The sequence below is a fragment of the Shinella sp. SUS2 genome (assembly GCF_001262505.1).
Taxonomy (GTDB): domain Bacteria; phylum Pseudomonadota; class Alphaproteobacteria; order Rhizobiales; family Rhizobiaceae; genus Shinella.
This window is the reverse complement of sequence record NZ_KQ410727.1, coordinates 225,908-241,939: the sequence shown is the minus strand read 5'-3', so window position 1 is coordinate 241,939 and position 16,032 is coordinate 225,908. Positions and strand designations below refer to the sequence as shown.

The following is a 16,032-nucleotide window of genomic DNA, read 5'->3' as shown; positions in this document are numbered from 1 at the left end:
TAACTCACCCTACGTAAGGCACTACACTAAATCCTGTCCACAACCAAAAAGGGCGCCACAACGGCGCCCTTTCCGATATCCTGGTTTGCGCCCTTCAACCGGCTCAGACGTAGCGGTTGACCACGTTTTCCAGCAGCTCCTGCTTGCCGGAGCGCGGCTGCGGATTGATGTTGCCAGCAAGCACATAGGCCTCTAGCGCGTCCAGCGACGAGCCACCCGACAGCACCTTCTGCGCTTCCGGCGTCTGCCAGCCGGCATAACGCTCGGCAAGCGGGCCGGACAGCGCCCTGTCCTCGATCATCCGGGCAGCCGCCTTCACGCCGCGTGCGCAGCAATCCATGCCGCCGATATGGCCGATCAGGAGATCCGCCGGGTCGATCGACTGGCGACGCAGCTTGGCGTCGAAGTTCGTACCGCCAGTGGTGAAGCCGCCGCCCGAAAGCACTTGGTAGAAGGCAAGCGCCATTTCCGGCACGTTGTTGGGGAACTGATCGGTGTCCCAGCCGGACTGGTAATCGTTGCGGTTCATGTCGATCGAGCCGAAGATGCCGAGCGCATTGGCAAGCGCCAGCTCATGCTCGAAGGAGTGGCCGGCGAGGATCGCATGGCCCTGTTCGATGTTGACCTTCACCTCGTTCTCCAGGCCGTACTTCTTGAGGAAGCCGTAGACCGTCGCAACGTCGAAGTCATATTGGTGCTTGGTCGGCTCCTGCGGCTTCGGTTCGATGAGGATTGCCCCCTTGAAGCCGATCTTGTGCTTATACTCGACGACCATGTTCACGAAACGGCCGAGCTGATCGAGCTCCTGGCCGATATTGGTGTTGAGCAGGGTCTCATAGCCCTCCCGGCCACCCCAAAGCACATAGTTGTCGCCGCCAAGGCGGTGCGTGGCGTCGATGCAGGTCTTCACCGTGGCGGCAGCAAAGGCAAAGACGTCCGGATCCGGATTGGTCGCGGCGCCACCCATATAGCGGCGGTTGGAGAAGAGGTTCGCCGTTCCCCACAGGAGCTTGACGCCCGTCTCCGCCTGCTTCTTCGCGAAGTAATCGACGATCTCGTTGAGGTTCTTCGTGTTCTCGACGAAGTCCCGGCCTTCCGGCCGCACGTCGGCATCGTGGAAGCAGTAGAAAGGCACGCCGAGCAGCTGGAAGAATTCGAAGGCGACATCGGCCTTCAGCTTTGCCGCCTGCATGGAATCCTCGAACCACGGACGTTCGAAGGTCTGCCCGCCGAAGGGGTCGCCGCCCGGCCATACGAAGGTGTGCCAATAGGCGACGGCAAAGCGCAGATGCTCCTCCATACGCTTGCCGAGCACGATCTCGTCGGGATTGTAGTGACGGAAGGCGAGCGGGTTGGTGCTTTCGGGGCCTTCATATCTGATCTTGGCGATATCGCCGAAGAAGCCGGTGGCCATGGGGATCTCCTCTGGTGTGTTTTCTGGTCAGTAGGCGGCGCGCACCGCCGGATAGAGGCGGCGATAGCGCTGGTAGGCATCCTCATAGGCGGCCGTCAGAGCCGCCTCGGGTTCGATCGTCTCGGCCGTGGCCGGCGCGCTGCAGACCGCAACGGGATCCGCACCGGTTGCCGCGACGAGGCCGAGGCGGGCGGCGCCGAAAGCGGCACCGAAATCACCGTCCGCCGGCAGGTCAACCGGCAGGTTCAGCGCCGTCGCAATCGATTTCAGCCAATAGCGCGAGCGCGAGCCGCCGCCGATCGCAGTGACGCGGGTAAGCGCCGTACCGGCGGATTTCAGCGCCTCCAGACTGTCGCGAATGGCGAAGGATACCCCTTCGAGCACGGCCTGCGTCAGCACCGCCCGGCCGCTTTCATGGCCGAGGCCGAGGAAGGCGCCACGGATCGCCGCGTCGTTGTGCGGTGTGCGCTCGCCCGAGAGATAGGGCAGGAAGGTGACGCCGGACGGCGCCTTCAGCATATCACCGAGTTCTTCCGTCAAATCGGCGGCAGAGGCGCTGGTGACGCGCGAATGCCAGTTCAACGCATCGGTGGCCGAGAGGATGACGCCCATCTGGTGCCAGGTTCCGGGCAGCGCATGGCAGAAGGCGTGCACCGCGCTTTCCGGGTTCGGCAGGTAGCTGGCATTGGCGGCAAAGAGCACGCCGGACGTTCCAAGCGAGACGAACGCCGCCCCTTCGCGCACCGTGCCCATGCCGCAGGCCGAGGCCGCATTGTCCCCGGCCCCACCGGCAACGACGACACCGGTATCAAGACCCCATCGCGCGGCAAGTTCCGGGCGCAGGATGCCTGCAACATCCGTGCCTTCCACCAGCGCCGGCATGTGGCGTTCTTCAAGCCCGGTCGCCGCCAGAAGCTCGCCGGACCATTTGCGCCCGCCCGTATCGAGCCAGGAGGTACCGGCCGAATCCGACATCTCCGACATGTGCTCGCCGGTGAGCCAGACACGCAAGAAATCCTTCGGCAGCAGAACCCAGCGGATCTTCGCAAAGACATCGGGCTCGTTGTTCTTCACCCAGGCGAGCTTCGGCGCGGTGAAGCCCGGAAAGACGATGTTGCCGGTGATCCTGCGGAAACGCGGATCGGCATCGAGCGCGGCCGCCTCGCGATGACTGCGCGTATCGTTCCACATGATGCAGGGGCGAAGCACCTTGTCCTCGGCATCGAGCAAGGTCGCACCGTGCATGTGGCCGGAAAGACCGATGCCGCGCACCACGGCAAACGCCGCGGGGTGGGCGGCGCGGAGGCCGGCGATCGCCTCCTCCGTCGCACGGATCCAGTCCGCCGGGTCCTGCTCTGACCAGCCGGCCTGGGGCCGCGCGGTCTTCACCTCCTTGCTGGAAGCCGAGCCGACAACCGTCTGCTCCGCGTCGATCAGCATGGCCTTGACGCTCGACGTGCCGAGGTCGATCCCGAGATACATGGCGTTCTCCCTAGTTGCCGTCATCCTCGTCCGGGCCGGCCGGGAGGTTGTCCTTGATGAAGATGTCGAGGCGGATGCGCTCCTGCGCCGCGATGACGGGCAAGCCATCCGCCTTGGCCCGAAGCACGCGGATGGCGCTGCGTACCTCGTGGCCGGCATCCTGGTTGAGCACGGCATCGATGGTGCCGGTTTCGAGCGCGGCCCGGGTATGGGCCGTCAGTTCATGGGCGATCACGCAGATATCCGTAGCCCGACCGGCGGCAAGCGCAGCAACAAGCCCCTGGTTGCCGGCGCCGAGGCTGTAGATGCCGGCAAGGTCGGGAACAGAAGCGAGGCATTCGGAAATCAGCGCGAGGGAACGCCCAGGATCGTCCTGCCCCTCCAGCACCGGCAGGATCGTGCGGGCGACAGGCATATCCGCCATCGCCGCGCGAAACCCTTCCAGACGCTCGCGGTGGTCCCGCACACGCATCGAGCCGGCGAGAACCGCGACGGGGCCAAGCCGGCTCCCGAGGAAACGCCCCATCAAGCTGCCGGCCGTGCGGCCCGCAGCGACGTTGTCGACGCCGACGAAATGGTCGCGGCCGGAAGCGGCAAGATCGGAGACCAGCGTGACAAAGGGAATGCCGGCCGCGTGCGCCCGGCCGATGACCTCGGAAACCTCCGGCGCATCCACCGCAACGGCTGCGATGCCGGCGACCTTTTCTGCAATGGCACCATCGATCGCGGCCGCCAGCGCACCGGCATCGAAGGCGGGAACGGTGACGACCGACAACTGGGTACGCTCGCTTGCCGAATGCAGGCCGGCGCGGCGCACTTCCGCCTCGAGCCCACGCATGAAGGGATTGTCGCCCGCCGGCAGGATGAAGACGAGGGGGTAGACGCGGCTCTTGGCAAGGTTCGCCGCCGCTACATCGCGCACATAGCCGAGCGCGGCAATCGCCGCCTCGACCTTGGCGCGGGTCACGCCGCGAACGCCCGGGCGGTCGTTCAGCACGCGGTCGACGGTCGCAAGGCTGACGCCCGCCCTGTCGGCAATATCGTGAACCGTGGGTCTCATCTCTCCTCCGTGCCGAGACCCATAGAGGAATTTCTGATGTACGTAAATCAGAAATTTTCCAACGATACCTTCCAGGGGATTTTCAAGGCCTAGAAGCGCTTGCTGAAGGCGTACGTAAAGACAGGAGTGGAGGGAGTATCACCAGCACGGGCGAGCGCCACATCCATGAAGGCGTCGGTGACGCGCACCAACGCAAAACCGCCCATGAAGGCCGCCACGGGCTTGAAGATGTCATAGCCCTCTCGATTGTAGATCATCGGCGTCGGATGCTCGTGGCCATGGAAGATGCCCACGACGTTGTATCCCTTGAGTGTCGAAAGCAGGCCGGCGCGCTCTTCGTCCGTCCACCAGTGCGCAGGGCCGCCCCCCTGCGGATCGAAGGTCTTTGCCGCGGGGTCCCAGTGCTCGGTGGAAAAGCGGTCCCAGCCATAGTGCTGGAACAGCACGACCGGTCGCCCGTCAGCCGCATACGTGGCGAGATCCTGCTTCAACCAGGGCAGGCCGCTGATGGCACCCTTCGTGTCGTCGCCGCCAAAGCGCTGCAACTGAACCAGATGCAATCCGCCCCAGTCCCAGGAGAAATTGTCCGAGTCGATGTCGTAGTTCGTTACCGGCACGGGTGCCTTGTAAAAGACGGTGGAACGGTGGTTCAGCTCGACATAGTCGCGCAGTTCACGACGGTACCAGTCGGGATGCGGCGGCACACCGTCCTGGTCGAGATCGTGGTTGCCGAGGCCGTTATAGACCGGGTAGTGCACGCGATCCGGCCCGGTGCCCTGCTGATAACGACTGGCAAACTGCTGGAGCTGCCGCCCTTCGCCCGGCACCTTCATCTGTCCGCCGCCATCGTCCGTCATATCGCCGCCGAGCACGAGGCCGAGCGGCGTTGCGATGGCCGTGCCGGCGCCGGAGAGGCCGGACGGCCTGCCGTCGATCTCCGCGGGCCAGGCAAGGCCGCCGATGGCGTTTACCGCCGCGACATGCCGCAGCAGCGCCGCATCGGTCTTGCCTTCGTCCGCGCAGTTGGGGCTGAGCCCGTCTGCCGAGACGAGACAGGCATGCACGTCGCAGGAGAAGAGGAAGGTCGCATCCGCCGCCGGACGGGCCGCGCGCGACGAGAACGCCGGCAGGGCCAGCGAAAGCCCCAGGCCGCCGGCGGTGGCAAGGAGATGGCGACGCGTGGGTTCGAATGGCAAGCGGGCCTCCGGGCAGGAACAGAACCGCCCCATTGTGACCGAGCGATCCCGGCCACGGCAAGGGGCAGTTTCAGTGTCCGCCGCCGCCCCGCACCGCGCCCTGCGGCTTGCGGATCGCCAGCACGCAGAGGACGAGCGTTCCAAAAAGGCCGGTGAGCAGCACGAAGATATCGATGAAGGACAGGATATAGGCCTGCTGCTGCACCATGCCGGCCATCTGCTTGACGGCGATGGCAGGGCCATCGAGACCGTGCGCGCTGTAGTTGGCGGCCATGCTGTTCATGCGCTCGACGGCTTCCGGATTGCCCCACTGTACATGCTCGGAGAGGCGCAGATAGTGCTCCTGCGAGCGCTGCGTAAGGATCGTGTTGATGACAGCGAGCCCCACGGCACCGCCGAGGTTGCGCGTCAGGTTGAAAAGGCCCGAGGCGTTGCGGATGCGGTCGGGCGACAGCGTGCCGAGCGCCACGTTGTTGATCGGCACCATGCAGATCATCAGCGAGACGCCGCGCAGGATCTGCGGCGCGAGCAGCTCGTAGAAATCCCAATCGGCCGTCATCTGCGTCATCGACCAGGTGCCGAGCGCAAAACCGCCAAAACCCATCATCATCATGACACGCGGATCGAGCCGCGACGACATCATACCGGCGATCGGTGCCGTACAGAACATGGCAAGACCGGAGACGAACATGGTCTCGCCGATCATCAGCGAATCGTAGCCGCGGATGCGCGCCAGATAGAGCGGATAGAGATAGGTCAGCCCGTAGAGGCCGACGCCCATGACGAAGGAGAAGATCGAGCCGAAGGCAAAATTGCGGTTGGAGAACGCGCGCAGATCCACCACCGGAAACGGCACCTTGAAGGCCCGCCAAAAGAACACGACCCCGCCGATGACCACCGCGACACTACCAAGGACGATATGCCCGTCGCTGAACCAGTCCTTATTGTTGCCCTCTTCCAGCACGTATTCGAGCGAACCGAGGAACACTGCCATGGAGATGAGACCCCACCAGTCGAAGCGCTTCATCAGGCTGAATTCCGGCTTGTCGAAATCGATGAGGTTCCAGGTGAGAACCGTGACGATGATGCCGGGGATGATGTTGACGAGGAACAGCCAGTGCCAGGAGAAGGCATGGCTGAGATACCCGCCGACCGTCGGCCCGATGGTGGGCGCGAGCGTTGCAACGAGGCCGATCATCGGCGAGACGATGTTGCGCTTGGAGGGTGGGAAGATGGTGAAGGCGGCCGCGAAGACCGAGGGGATCATGCCGCCGCCGATGAAGCCCTGAATGGCGCGGTAGACGATCATCTGGTCGATGTTCGTCGCCGTCGCGGCGAGCGCGCTCGCCACGGTGAAGCCGGCGGCCGAGAAGGCGAAGAGCACCCGCGTCGAGACGATGCGCGCCAGCGTGCCCGACAGCGGGATCATGATGACTTCGGCGATGAGATAGGAGGTCTGCACCCAGGCGATCTCGTCAGCACCGGCGCCGAGGCCGGCCTGGATTTCCGAGAGCGAGGCAGAGACGATCTGGATGTCGAGGATCGACATGAACATGCCGAAGACCATCGCGAAGAACGCGACGACGCGGCGGACGGGAACCTTGTCGGCCTGCGCAGGCGCCGCCGTCAGGGCGCCTGATGCCGGTTGAGCGGTCGCGGCCATCGCCCGCGCTCCCTTGCTGGAGGTCTCTACTCGGCCTTGGCGGCGACCGCCGTACCGTCCGGCGCCGTGCGGCTGTCGACATCGACGACGACGCTGAGGCCGGCGCGCAGCTTTCCGGTGTCCAGCGCCTCCCGGGGGATGGCGATACGGACCGGCACGCGCTGCGTGACCTTGGTGAAGTTGCCCGTGGCATTTTCCGCCGGCAGCAGCGAGAAGACCGAGCCGGAGGCCGGCGCGATCGAATCGACCGTGCCGAGGATGTCGTCGTCCTCGTAGGCGTCGACATGAAGGTGCACCTTCGAGCCCGGCACGAGATGGGCGATCTGCGTTTCCTTGAAATTCGCCTCGACATAGAGGTCCTTCACCGGCACGAGCGCGGCAAGACGCTGGCCGGCAGAGACGAGGTCGCCGACCTGCACCGAGATATTGCCGACGACACCGTCATAGGGCGCCTTCAGCACGGTGAAGCCAAGGTCGCGTTCGGCCTTGTCGCGGGCAAGCTCAAGCGTGCGAATCTGGCTTTCGGCCTCCGCACGCTGCGCTTCCAGCACGGTGATCGCCGCCTTGGCGGCGACGATATTGGCGTCCGCGCCGACGAGATTTGCCTTGGCCTGGTCCAGCGCCACGGTGGCGCTGTCGAGCGACGCGGTGGTGCCGACAGCCTTGGCATTCAGCTCCTTGGCGCGTTTTTCCGCAACTTCAGCTCCGCTGAGGGCAGCCTGATAAGCTGTCTTCTGGGCGTCCGCCTGGGCAAGGCTCGCCCTGGCACCCTCGATCTGCGCATCGATGCGGCCGAGCGCAAGCTTCTGCGTCGCGATCTGCGCTTCGGCCTGCTCGCGGGCGAGCCGGTAGTCGCCGTCATCGAGCGTGACGAGCGGATCGCCGGCCTTCACCGTCTGGTTGGCAACGGCGTTGACCACGGCCACATAGCCGGAAACCTTGGGAGAGATGGAGGCGATGTCGCCCTCGATATAGGCGTCATCCGTCGAGATCATGAATCGGCCGTTCGTCCACCATTCATGGCCATACCACCCGGCGGCGGCAATGAGGGCGACCGCAAGGATCGGCAGCGCAAGGCGCCGGCCGCCCTTCCTGGCCTCCGGCTGGGCGACGACCGCGGCAGGAGCAACCTCTGCGGTGCTTGCCGGCCGCGCCTCGGCGGTCTCGGCCTCGAAATCATCGTTGACCGGGCGAACCTTCGCCGTGCCGGGGCCATGGGAAGTCGACATGGGCTTGCCACCATCTCTGGGATAAAATTCGAACTGAACCGTTCGGTTCGATTTGACATAGACTTCTTTCTCGCGCATATCAAGTACAAATCGAACCAGACGGTTCGAAATTGATCGCACAGGTCTCGAACACGGGAACGGAGATGCAGACGACGGAAGACAAGCTGGACGCCCCGCAGACCGGGCGCCGCATTGCCGGCGAGGACCCCGCCAAGCGCGAGCAGATCCTCGACGGTGCAAAACGCGTGTTCATGGAGCAAGGCTTCGAAGCCGCCAGCATGAACGATATCACGCGCGCCGCCGGCGTCTCCAAGGGCACGATCTACGTCTATTTCGAGAACAAGGAAGACCTGTTCGGCTCGATGATCGAGCGTGAGCGCCAGCGGATCACCGAGACGGTACGCCACGTGCTCGACGGCCGAAAGCCGATCGCCGAGACGCTGAAGGAGTTCGGCCTGCTCTTTGCTACCCACATGACGGCGGACCAGACGATCCGCGCCATGCGCATGGTGATTGCCGCCAACCATCGCCTGCCGAAGCTCTGTAGCCGCTTTTTCTCCGCGACACCGATCAACCCGGTCTCGGTGCTGCAGGAATATCTCGACCGTCAGGTGGCGGCCGGCATCGTCATTTCGGACGACACGGCCCATGCGGCCAAGCAGTTCATCGAGCTTACAACGGTCGGCCTTTTCAAGCCCCGCATCTTCGGCGCGATGGAAGAGGTGCCGCAAAGGAGCGTGATCGAAGAAAACGTCGCTTCGGCAATACGGGTCTTCCTCGCCGCCTATGGCGCAAAGCCCTGAGGACGTGGACGGCCGCTATCCATCGTCCATCAGATGACGAAATCGTGATCAGGGCCTGAACGGCTGCCGCTCAGCTTGCCACCGGTCAATTTCTGCATAAATACGGAAGTCCATTCTCAAACCGTATTTTTGGAGAGGAAGACCGGATGGACAGCATTCTTGCGCTCATGCAAGACCCGGCCGCCTGGGTAGCCCTCGTCACGCTCGTCGTGATGGAGGTCGTTCTCGGCATCGACAACCTTATCTTCATCTCGATCCTGACGAACAAGCTGCCCCCCGAGCATCGCGAACGCGCCCGCCGCATCGGTATCGGCCTCGCGCTCGTCATGCGCCTTGCGCTGCTCGGCACCGTCGCCTGGATCGTCCAGCTCACCACCCCGGTCTTCGAGGCCTTCGGCCATGGCTTCTCCTGGAAGGACATGATCCTGATCGCCGGCGGCCTCTTCCTCGTCTGGAAGGCGACGAAGGAAATCCACCACAATGTCGATCCCATCGACCACAAGGAAGACATGGTGGGCGGCGCGGCATCGACGACCTTCGCGGCAGCGATCAGCCAGATCCTGCTGCTCGACCTCGTCTTCTCCGTTGACAGCATCATCACCGCCGTCGGCATGACGCCGCACCTGCCGATCATGGTGGTCGCTGTCCTCGTCGCCGTTGCGGTCATGCTGCTGGCGGCAAACCCGCTCGCCAACTTCATCGAGAAGAACCCGACGATCGTCATGCTGGCACTGGCCTTCCTGCTGATGATCGGCACCACGCTGATCGCCGAGGGCATGGGACTGCATGTGCCGAAGGGCTATATCTACGCCGCCATGGCGTTCTCGGCCCTCGTCGAGGTGCTGAACATGTTCTCCCGCAACGCGCGGCAGAAAGCCAAGGGTTCGGTCAAACACTGAAAAAGCAACCGGCGGGATCCTCATCCCGCCGGTTTCGCTTTTGCGACCTGCTGAAGGCGGACCGGACAGGTGGAGAGTTCAACCGCCGTTCCGTTGGCCACCGGAAGAAACCGGAAAAACGTCCATGTCCTCCATCTCCGTCGCGTCCGGTTGACACGGCCCGCCTTCTCTTGGCAAACCGGTCGGCGGGTGGATTGTTCCGCGAAAGTTTATGCCCGGTTTGCGCCTCGCGCTGGAACCGGAAAGGCCCGTACGGAATTCATGCCGAGCATCGTCCCGCCGCACGGACCAGAACATGACCCTTGAGCAGACCTTCGCCTTCGTCGTCATCGCCCTGATGATGGCGGCGTTCATCTGGGGACGGTTTCGCTATGACCTCGTCGCCTGTTGCTCGCTGCTCCTGGCGCTCGCACTCGGCATCGTACCCTTCAACAAGGCCTTTTCCGGCTTCAGCGACGATATCGTCATCATTGTCGGCAGCGCGCTGATGGTGAGCGCGGCCGTCGCGCGCTCCGGCATCGTCAACCTCGCGGTGAAGCGTTTTTTCCCGAACCTCACGTCCGGGCGCGCGCAACTCGCGCTGCTGCTCGTCTCGGTGGCGGTGCTGTCCGCCTTCATCAAGAATATCGGCGCGCTCGCCATCATGATGCCGCTCGCCTTCCAGTTCGCCCGCAAATCCGGCATGCCCGCCTCGAAGTTCCTGATGCCCATGGCCTTTGCCGCACTGCTCGGCGGCCTGATGACGCAGATCGGCACCTCGCCGAACATCGTCGTCTCGCGGCTGCGCCAGGAGATTACCGGCGAGAGTTTCACGATGTTCGATTTCACGCCGGTCGGCGCACTGCTCGCCGTCTGCGGCATCCTTTTCATGCTGTTCTTCAACCGGATCGTACCGGAACGCACCAACAGCAATGCCAGCATCGAGGAGTCGCTGGAGGCGGCCGCCTATTCCTCAGACGCCACGGTGGAAGAAGGCTCTCCCTCGGTCGGCAAGTCGCTGAACGACGTGCTGAAGCACGGTGACGGCGAGGTGATCGCCACCGCCATCATCCGTGGCCATGTCCATCTCTCTCCCCTGCCGGATGTCCGTCTTGCCGCTGGCGACACGATCCTGATGGAGGGCACGGCAAGTGCGCTCGACAAGGTCGTTTCCGCCGCCGGCCTCATGCTCTCGGGCAAGCCGATCCGCGCCGGGCGCGGTGAGGAAGGGGAGATCAGCGCCATCGAGGCCGTGGTCGGCAACGATTCCCGGCTCATCGATATTTCGGCCCGCAGCATCGCGCTGTTTCATTCCTACGGCATCAACCTGCTTGCCGTCAGCCGCCAGGGCGCGCGATTGCGGGAAAAGCTCTCCGAGGTGCGGTTGCGCCCCGGCGACATGGTCGTGCTGCAGGGCAACAATCGCACCCTGCCGACGCTTTTGCCGGAACTCGGCCTGCTCCCCCTCGCCCAGCGCGAGATTTTGCTCGGCGCACCCCGCCGGGCAATCATACCCGTCTTGATCCTGATCGCCGCCATGGCCTCCACAGCGCTCGGATTCGTGCCGGTTGCGACCGGTTTCTTCGCCGCCGCCGTTGCCATGGTGCTCTTCCGCGCCGTGCCGCTGCGCGAAGCCTATGCCGCGCTCGACGGGCCGATCCTCATCATGCTCGCCTGTCTCATTCCGGTCTCCGACAGCCTGCGTACGACAGGCGCCAGCGAACTCATCGCCGGCTGGTTGGGCGACGTCGCCGTACACCTGCCACCCTTCGGCGCGCTCGCCCTCATCCTGCTCACCGCCATGGCGATCACCCCCTTCCTCAACAATGCCGCAACCGTGCTCGTGATGGCGCCGATCGCGGCAAGTTTCGCAGGTGCGCTTGGCTACCGGCCCGAGGCCTTCCTGATGGCAGTCGCAATCGGCGCGGGCTGTGATTTCCTCACCCCTGTGGGACACCAGTGCAACACATTGGTGATGGGCCCGGGCGGCTACAAGTTCGCCGACTATCCTCGGGTCGGCCTGCCCCTGTCCTTCCTCATCGTACTCGTCAGCGTGCCCGCGCTGCTCTACGTCTGGCCGGTGCAATAGGCAGGGCTGACTTTTTCTTGACGTGCCGGGCTGAATATGGTCTCAACCAGCCCAACGGAAAGCCTTTTCCCGCCGCATATCCGGCACAAAACCGGGCTTTCCCTCCCTAACGTGACGCCTTCGACGCCGGAACCGCCGGCCGGGGGCGTAAAACCATGTCAAGACGGGCCAAACCATGAGCACTTCCGCAACCGCCTCCGGCGTTCGCGTACGCATCGCACCCTCCCCGACCGGCGAGCCGCATGTCGGCACTGCCTATATCGCGCTGTTCAACTATCTCTTCGCCAAGAAGAACAACGGCACCTTCATCCTGCGCATCGAGGATACGGACGCGACGCGCTCCACGCCCGAATTCGAGCAGAAGGTGCTGGACGCGCTGAAATGGTGCGGCCTGGAATGGTCCGAAGGCCCGGATATCGGCGGTCCCTACGGCCCCTACCGCCAGTCCGACCGCAAGGAGATCTATCGTCCCTTCGTCGACAAGATCGTCGCGAACGGCCACGGCTTCAAGTGTTTTTGCACGCCCGAGCGGCTGGCGGAAATGCGCGAAGCACAGCGCGCCGCCGGCAAGCCGCCGAAGTATGACGGCCTTTGCCTGCATCTTTCGGCCGAAGAGGTGACCAAGCGCGTCGACGCCGGCGAGCCGCATGTCGTGCGCATGAAGATACCGACCGAGGGCTCCTGCAAGTTCGTCGACGGCGTCTACGGCCCGGTTGAAATCCCGTGGGATGCCGTGGACATGCAGGTCCTGCTCAAGGCCGACGGCATGCCGACCTATCACATGGCGAACGTCGTCGACGACCACCTGATGAAGATCACGCATGTCGCGCGCGGCGAAGAATGGCTCGCCTCCGTGCCGAAGCACATCCTCATCTATCAATATCTCGGGCTCGAGCCTCCGGTTTTCATGCACCTGTCGCTGATGCGCAATCACGACAAGTCGAAGCTGTCGAAACGCAAGAACCCTACCTCGATCTCCTACTATTCCGCGCTCGGCTACCTGCCGGAAGCGCTGATGAACTTCCTCGGCCTGTTCTTCATCCAGATCGCCGAAGGTGAAGAGCTGCTGACCATGGATCAGCTCGCCGAAAAGTTCGACCCGGAAAACCTCTCCAAGGCCGGCGCGATCTTCGACATCCAGAAGCTCGACTGGTTGAACGGCCGGTGGCTGCGCGAGCAGCTTTCGGAGGAAGAGTTCGTCCAGCGCGTGCTGTCCTGGGCGATGGAGAACGACCGCGTCCGCCAGGGCCTGAAGCTCTCGCAGTCGCGCATCTCCAAGCTCGGCGAACTGCCCGACCTTGCCGGCTTCCTGCTGAAGTCCGATCTCGGCCTGACGCCGGAGGCCTTTGCCAAGGTGAAATCGACGCCGGAAGAAATCCTCGAAGTGCTCAATCAGGTCCAACCCGACCTCGAAAAGATGCCGGAATGGACCGTCGAGAGCATCGAAGCGGAACTGCGCGCCAGCGCCGACAGGCTCGGCAAGAAGCTGAAGGTCGTGGTCGCCCCGCTCTTCGTCGCCGTCTCCGGCTCGTCGCGCTCGCTGCCGCTGTTCGATTCGATGGCCATCCTCGGCCGCTCCGTCGTGCGCCAGCGCCTGAAGGTGGCCGCACAAGTGGTCGCCTCGATGGCCGGCAGTGGAAAGTAAGGAAGCAACAACAATGAACGAGAAGACAGAAACCGCCCTTTCCTCGGACCCGACGGAAGTCCGCCGCCAGAAGCTCGACCAGCTGCGCCAGACCATCGGCGACGTCTATCCGGCGCATTTCCACCGGACGATGACCAATGCCGAGCTTGCGGCGAAATACGAGACGCTGGAACTCGACACCGAGAGCGGCGACGTCGTGACGGTCGCCGGCCGCGTCTATTCCTCGCGCAACTCCGGTATGTTCATGGATATCCATGACGCCTCGGGCAAGATCCAGATCTTCAGCCACAAGGACACCACGCCGGAAGAGGCGCGTGCCCTGCTGCCGATGATCGACATCGGCGACATAATCGGTGTGACGGGCGTCGTGCGCCGCACCAAGCGCGGCGAACTGACGATCAACGCGCAAGAGATCGTCATGCTGACGAAGACCCTCTTGCCGATGCCGGAAAAGTGGCATGGCGTGGCGGATGTCGAAATCCGCTATCGCAAGCGCCATCTCGACATCATGACCAACGAGGAATCCAAGCTCCGCTTCCAGCAGCGTTCGAAGATCGTCTCGGGCATCCGCCGCTTCATGGAAAACGACGGCTTCATGGAAGTCGAGACGCCTATGCTACACTCCGTCTATGGCGGCGCGACGGCCGAGCCCTTCAAGACGCACCACAACACGCTGAAGCTCGACATGTTCCTGCGCATCGCGCCGGAACTGTTCCTGAAGCGCACGCTGGTCTCGGGCCTGACCGACAAGGTGTTCGAGATCAACCGCAACTTCCGCAATGAGGGCGTATCGACCCGGCACAATCCCGAATTCACGATGATGGAGTGCTACTGGGCCTATGCCGACTACGAGGACATCATGGACCTCGTGGAGCGCCTCTTCGCCGAGCTGGCAGTCAAGATCCACGGCTCGACAGAATTCGCCTATGGCGACAAGGAACTCTCCTTCAAGGGTCCGTTCAAGCGCGTGCCGATGCCTGACGCCGTCAAGGAAGCGACCGGCATCGACTTCCTCGCCATCAAGACCGACGAGGAGGCTCGCGCCGCCGCCAAGGCAGCCGGCTTTGAAGTCGAAAAGGACTGGACCTGGGGCGAATGCCTTGCCTTCATCTTTGAAGAGAAGGTCGAGCCGACGCTGATCCAGCCCTCGCATGTCACGCATTTCCCGAAGGACATCTCGCCCTTCGCCAAGGAAGTACCGGGCGAACCGCGTCTCGTCGAGCGTTTCGAGACCTACTGCAACACCTGGGAACTCGGCAACGCCTTCTCCGAGCTCAATGACCCCGAAGAGCAGCGCGCCCGCATGGTCGAGCAGCTCGAACAGGCCCATGCGCGTGGTGAGAAGTCCAAGCAGCTCGACGACGAGTTCCTCGACGCCATTGACCAGGGCATGCCGCCGGCCGGCGGCCTCGGCATCGGCGTCGATCGCCTGATCATGTTGCTCACCAACGCACCGTCGATCCGCGACGTCATCCTCTTCCCGGCGCGCCGCGCGAAGAGCGACTGAGCACCGACGCTGCACCAGCCTTCCACCCTTAAAAAGCGCTCCCCGCGGGGCGCTTTTTTGTTGCGTGGCAGCGCCGCACAGCACCAGCCACACACAAGCCATCGCCGCGAGAATGGGCGGACTTACGTGTGCCCATGGGTTCGTCACAGGCTGTTTCGGAACGTATCAAGCACGCGCGCTGCCACCACCGAGGATAGACATGACGAACTACAGCGCCCATATCAACGAAGACGTGCTCCGGACCTGGTTTTCAGCAAAAACCCTTGCGGATCCTCAACTGGCACGGTTCATCGAAACCCATGACCTGCAGAAGATAAAGCCGACGTTCAAGGATATCTGCAACCGCCTGTTCGGTTGCGACAATCCTTATCATGCCTATCGGCCGGAGCTCCTGCCTTCACCGATGTCCTATACCCCGCATATCGGCCCGGCGACGCTGGGCGCGATCGAGGCTGCACTTGGCCGCCGACCCAGCTTCGGCCTGGAGGTCGGCAGCTTCATCGGCAGCAGCGCAACGATCCTCGGTTCCTGGCTGCGTGAAACCGGCGGAACCCTGATGTGCATCGACACCTGGTGCGGCGACATCAACATGTGGCTTCTCGGGAATTTTTCGGGAACCATGCGGAAGATGGACGGAAATCCGGTCATCTTCGACCATTTCATGAACGCGATGTTCAACAACGGCCTCACCGAAACGGTCGTGCCGTTCCGCGTTTCCTCGATCGTTGCCGCCAGAACCCTCAAGGTTCTCAACTACGACATCGATTTCGTCTATCTCGACTCCGCCCACGAATGCGGCGAGACCTTCCTCGAACTGTCGCTGTACTACGACCTTCTTCCGCAGGGCGGCGTCATCATCGGCGATGACTACCTGATGTTCCCCGCGGTCAAGCACGACGTCGACCTGTTCTGCAAGATCAACAACCTCCAGCTGAACTTCACAGGGGAAGGCGATACCTGGCTGATCCAGAAGCCGGTACACGTCGAAACGGCGGCCGTCGTCGAGGCGGTAGCGGAAGACGCCTGAGAGGCACCGCCACGGCACAGGCCTTGAACGGCCGCTGAT

The 16,032-nt window shown here is 63.5% G+C and carries 12 protein-coding genes; 6 read left to right on the top strand and 6 right to left on the bottom strand.

Going from position 1 to position 16,032, the window contains the following annotated elements; genetic code table 11:
- Positions 1 to 103: 103 nt before the first annotated feature.
- The 6 genes from xylA to AKG11_RS09745 form a co-directional block, all read right to left on the bottom strand.
- Positions 104 to 1,414, bottom strand: a complete 1,311-nt coding sequence (gene xylA / locus AKG11_RS09770) for a xylose isomerase (protein WP_050743745.1) — start codon at positions 1,412 to 1,414, stop codon at positions 104 to 106.
- A 27-nt stretch (positions 1,415 to 1,441) separates the two neighbouring features.
- Entirely contained in the window at positions 1,442 to 2,896 is a 1,455-nt protein-coding gene (gene xylB, locus AKG11_RS09765; protein WP_050743744.1) for a xylulokinase, read from the bottom strand.
- A 10-nt stretch (positions 2,897 to 2,906) separates the two neighbouring features.
- Complete coding sequence (locus AKG11_RS09760) at positions 2,907 to 3,956, bottom strand: LacI family DNA-binding transcriptional regulator (RefSeq protein ID WP_050743743.1); 1,050 nt, start codon at positions 3,954 to 3,956, stop codon at positions 2,907 to 2,909.
- 89 nt (positions 3,957 to 4,045) lie between these two features.
- Positions 4,046 to 5,185, bottom strand: a complete 1,140-nt coding sequence (locus AKG11_RS09755; RefSeq protein ID WP_082342392.1) for a metallophosphoesterase — start codon at positions 5,183 to 5,185, stop codon at positions 4,046 to 4,048.
- 37 nt (positions 5,186 to 5,222) lie between these two features.
- The gene (locus tag AKG11_RS09750; protein ID WP_050743741.1) at positions 5,223 to 6,815 is read right to left on the bottom strand and encodes a DHA2 family efflux MFS transporter permease subunit; all 1,593 of its coding nucleotides are present in this window, start codon (positions 6,813 to 6,815) and stop codon (positions 5,223 to 5,225) included.
- Between the two features lie 26 nt (positions 6,816 to 6,841).
- Positions 6,842 to 8,044, bottom strand: coding sequence for an HlyD family secretion protein (locus AKG11_RS09745; RefSeq protein ID WP_050743820.1), 1,203 nt, complete (start codon positions 8,042 to 8,044; stop codon positions 6,842 to 6,844).
- A gap of 143 nt (positions 8,045 to 8,187) precedes the next feature.
- Here AKG11_RS09745 and AKG11_RS09740 point away from each other — a divergent pair, with 143 nt between their 5' ends.
- From AKG11_RS09740 to AKG11_RS09715, 6 genes are all read left to right on the top strand, one after another.
- Positions 8,188 to 8,847, top strand: coding sequence for a TetR/AcrR family transcriptional regulator (locus AKG11_RS09740; protein ID WP_050743740.1), 660 nt, complete (start codon positions 8,188 to 8,190; stop codon positions 8,845 to 8,847).
- Positions 8,848 to 8,993: 146 nt separating this feature from the next.
- Complete coding sequence (locus tag AKG11_RS09735; protein WP_023515732.1) at positions 8,994 to 9,746, top strand: TerC family protein; 753 nt, start codon at positions 8,994 to 8,996, stop codon at positions 9,744 to 9,746.
- Between the two features lie 295 nt (positions 9,747 to 10,041).
- A complete protein-coding gene (locus tag AKG11_RS09730; RefSeq protein WP_023515733.1) occupies positions 10,042 to 11,814 on the top strand; it encodes an SLC13 family permease in 1,773 nt (590 codons plus the stop codon).
- A gap of 175 nt (positions 11,815 to 11,989) precedes the next feature.
- Positions 11,990 to 13,459, top strand: coding sequence for a glutamate--tRNA ligase (gene gltX, locus AKG11_RS09725; RefSeq protein WP_023515734.1), 1,470 nt, complete (start codon positions 11,990 to 11,992; stop codon positions 13,457 to 13,459).
- Positions 13,460 to 13,472: 13 nt separating this feature from the next.
- Entirely contained in the window at positions 13,473 to 14,966 is a 1,494-nt protein-coding gene (gene lysS / locus AKG11_RS09720; RefSeq protein ID WP_050743739.1) for a lysine--tRNA ligase, read from the top strand.
- A gap of 199 nt (positions 14,967 to 15,165) precedes the next feature.
- A complete protein-coding gene (locus AKG11_RS09715) occupies positions 15,166 to 15,993 on the top strand; it encodes a class I SAM-dependent methyltransferase (protein ID WP_050743738.1) in 828 nt (275 codons plus the stop codon).
- The last annotated feature ends 39 nt before the right edge of the window (positions 15,994 to 16,032 follow it).

Excerpts from the sequence above, each read along its gene's own strand:
- AKG11_RS09735 (WP_023515732.1), top strand. The coding sequence starts at position 8,994 with ATGGACAGCATTCTTGCGCTCATGCAAGACCCGGCCGCCTGGGTAGCC.
- AKG11_RS09755 (WP_082342392.1), bottom strand. The coding sequence starts at position 5,185 with ATGGGGCGGTTCTGTTCCTGCCCGGAGGCCCGCTTGCCATTCGAACCC.
- lysS (WP_050743739.1), top strand. The coding sequence starts at position 13,473 with ATGAACGAGAAGACAGAAACCGCCCTTTCCTCGGACCCGACGGAAGTC.
- xylA (WP_050743745.1), bottom strand. The coding sequence starts at position 1,414 with ATGGCCACCGGCTTCTTCGGCGATATCGCCAAGATCAGATATGAAGGC.
- gltX (WP_023515734.1), top strand. The coding sequence starts at position 11,990 with ATGAGCACTTCCGCAACCGCCTCCGGCGTTCGCGTACGCATCGCACCC.
- AKG11_RS09760 (WP_050743743.1), bottom strand. The coding sequence starts at position 3,956 with ATGAGACCCACGGTTCACGATATTGCCGACAGGGCGGGCGTCAGCCTT.
- AKG11_RS09745 (WP_050743820.1), bottom strand. The coding sequence starts at position 8,044 with ATGTCGACTTCCCATGGCCCCGGCACGGCGAAGGTTCGCCCGGTCAAC.
- AKG11_RS09740 (WP_050743740.1), top strand. The coding sequence starts at position 8,188 with ATGCAGACGACGGAAGACAAGCTGGACGCCCCGCAGACCGGGCGCCGC.
- AKG11_RS09730 (WP_023515733.1), top strand. The coding sequence starts at position 10,042 with ATGACCCTTGAGCAGACCTTCGCCTTCGTCGTCATCGCCCTGATGATG.
- xylB (WP_050743744.1), bottom strand. The coding sequence starts at position 2,896 with ATGTATCTCGGGATCGACCTCGGCACGTCGAGCGTCAAGGCCATGCTG.
- AKG11_RS09715 (WP_050743738.1), top strand. The coding sequence starts at position 15,166 with ATGACGAACTACAGCGCCCATATCAACGAAGACGTGCTCCGGACCTGG.
- AKG11_RS09750 (WP_050743741.1), bottom strand. The coding sequence starts at position 6,815 with ATGGCCGCGACCGCTCAACCGGCATCAGGCGCCCTGACGGCGGCGCCT.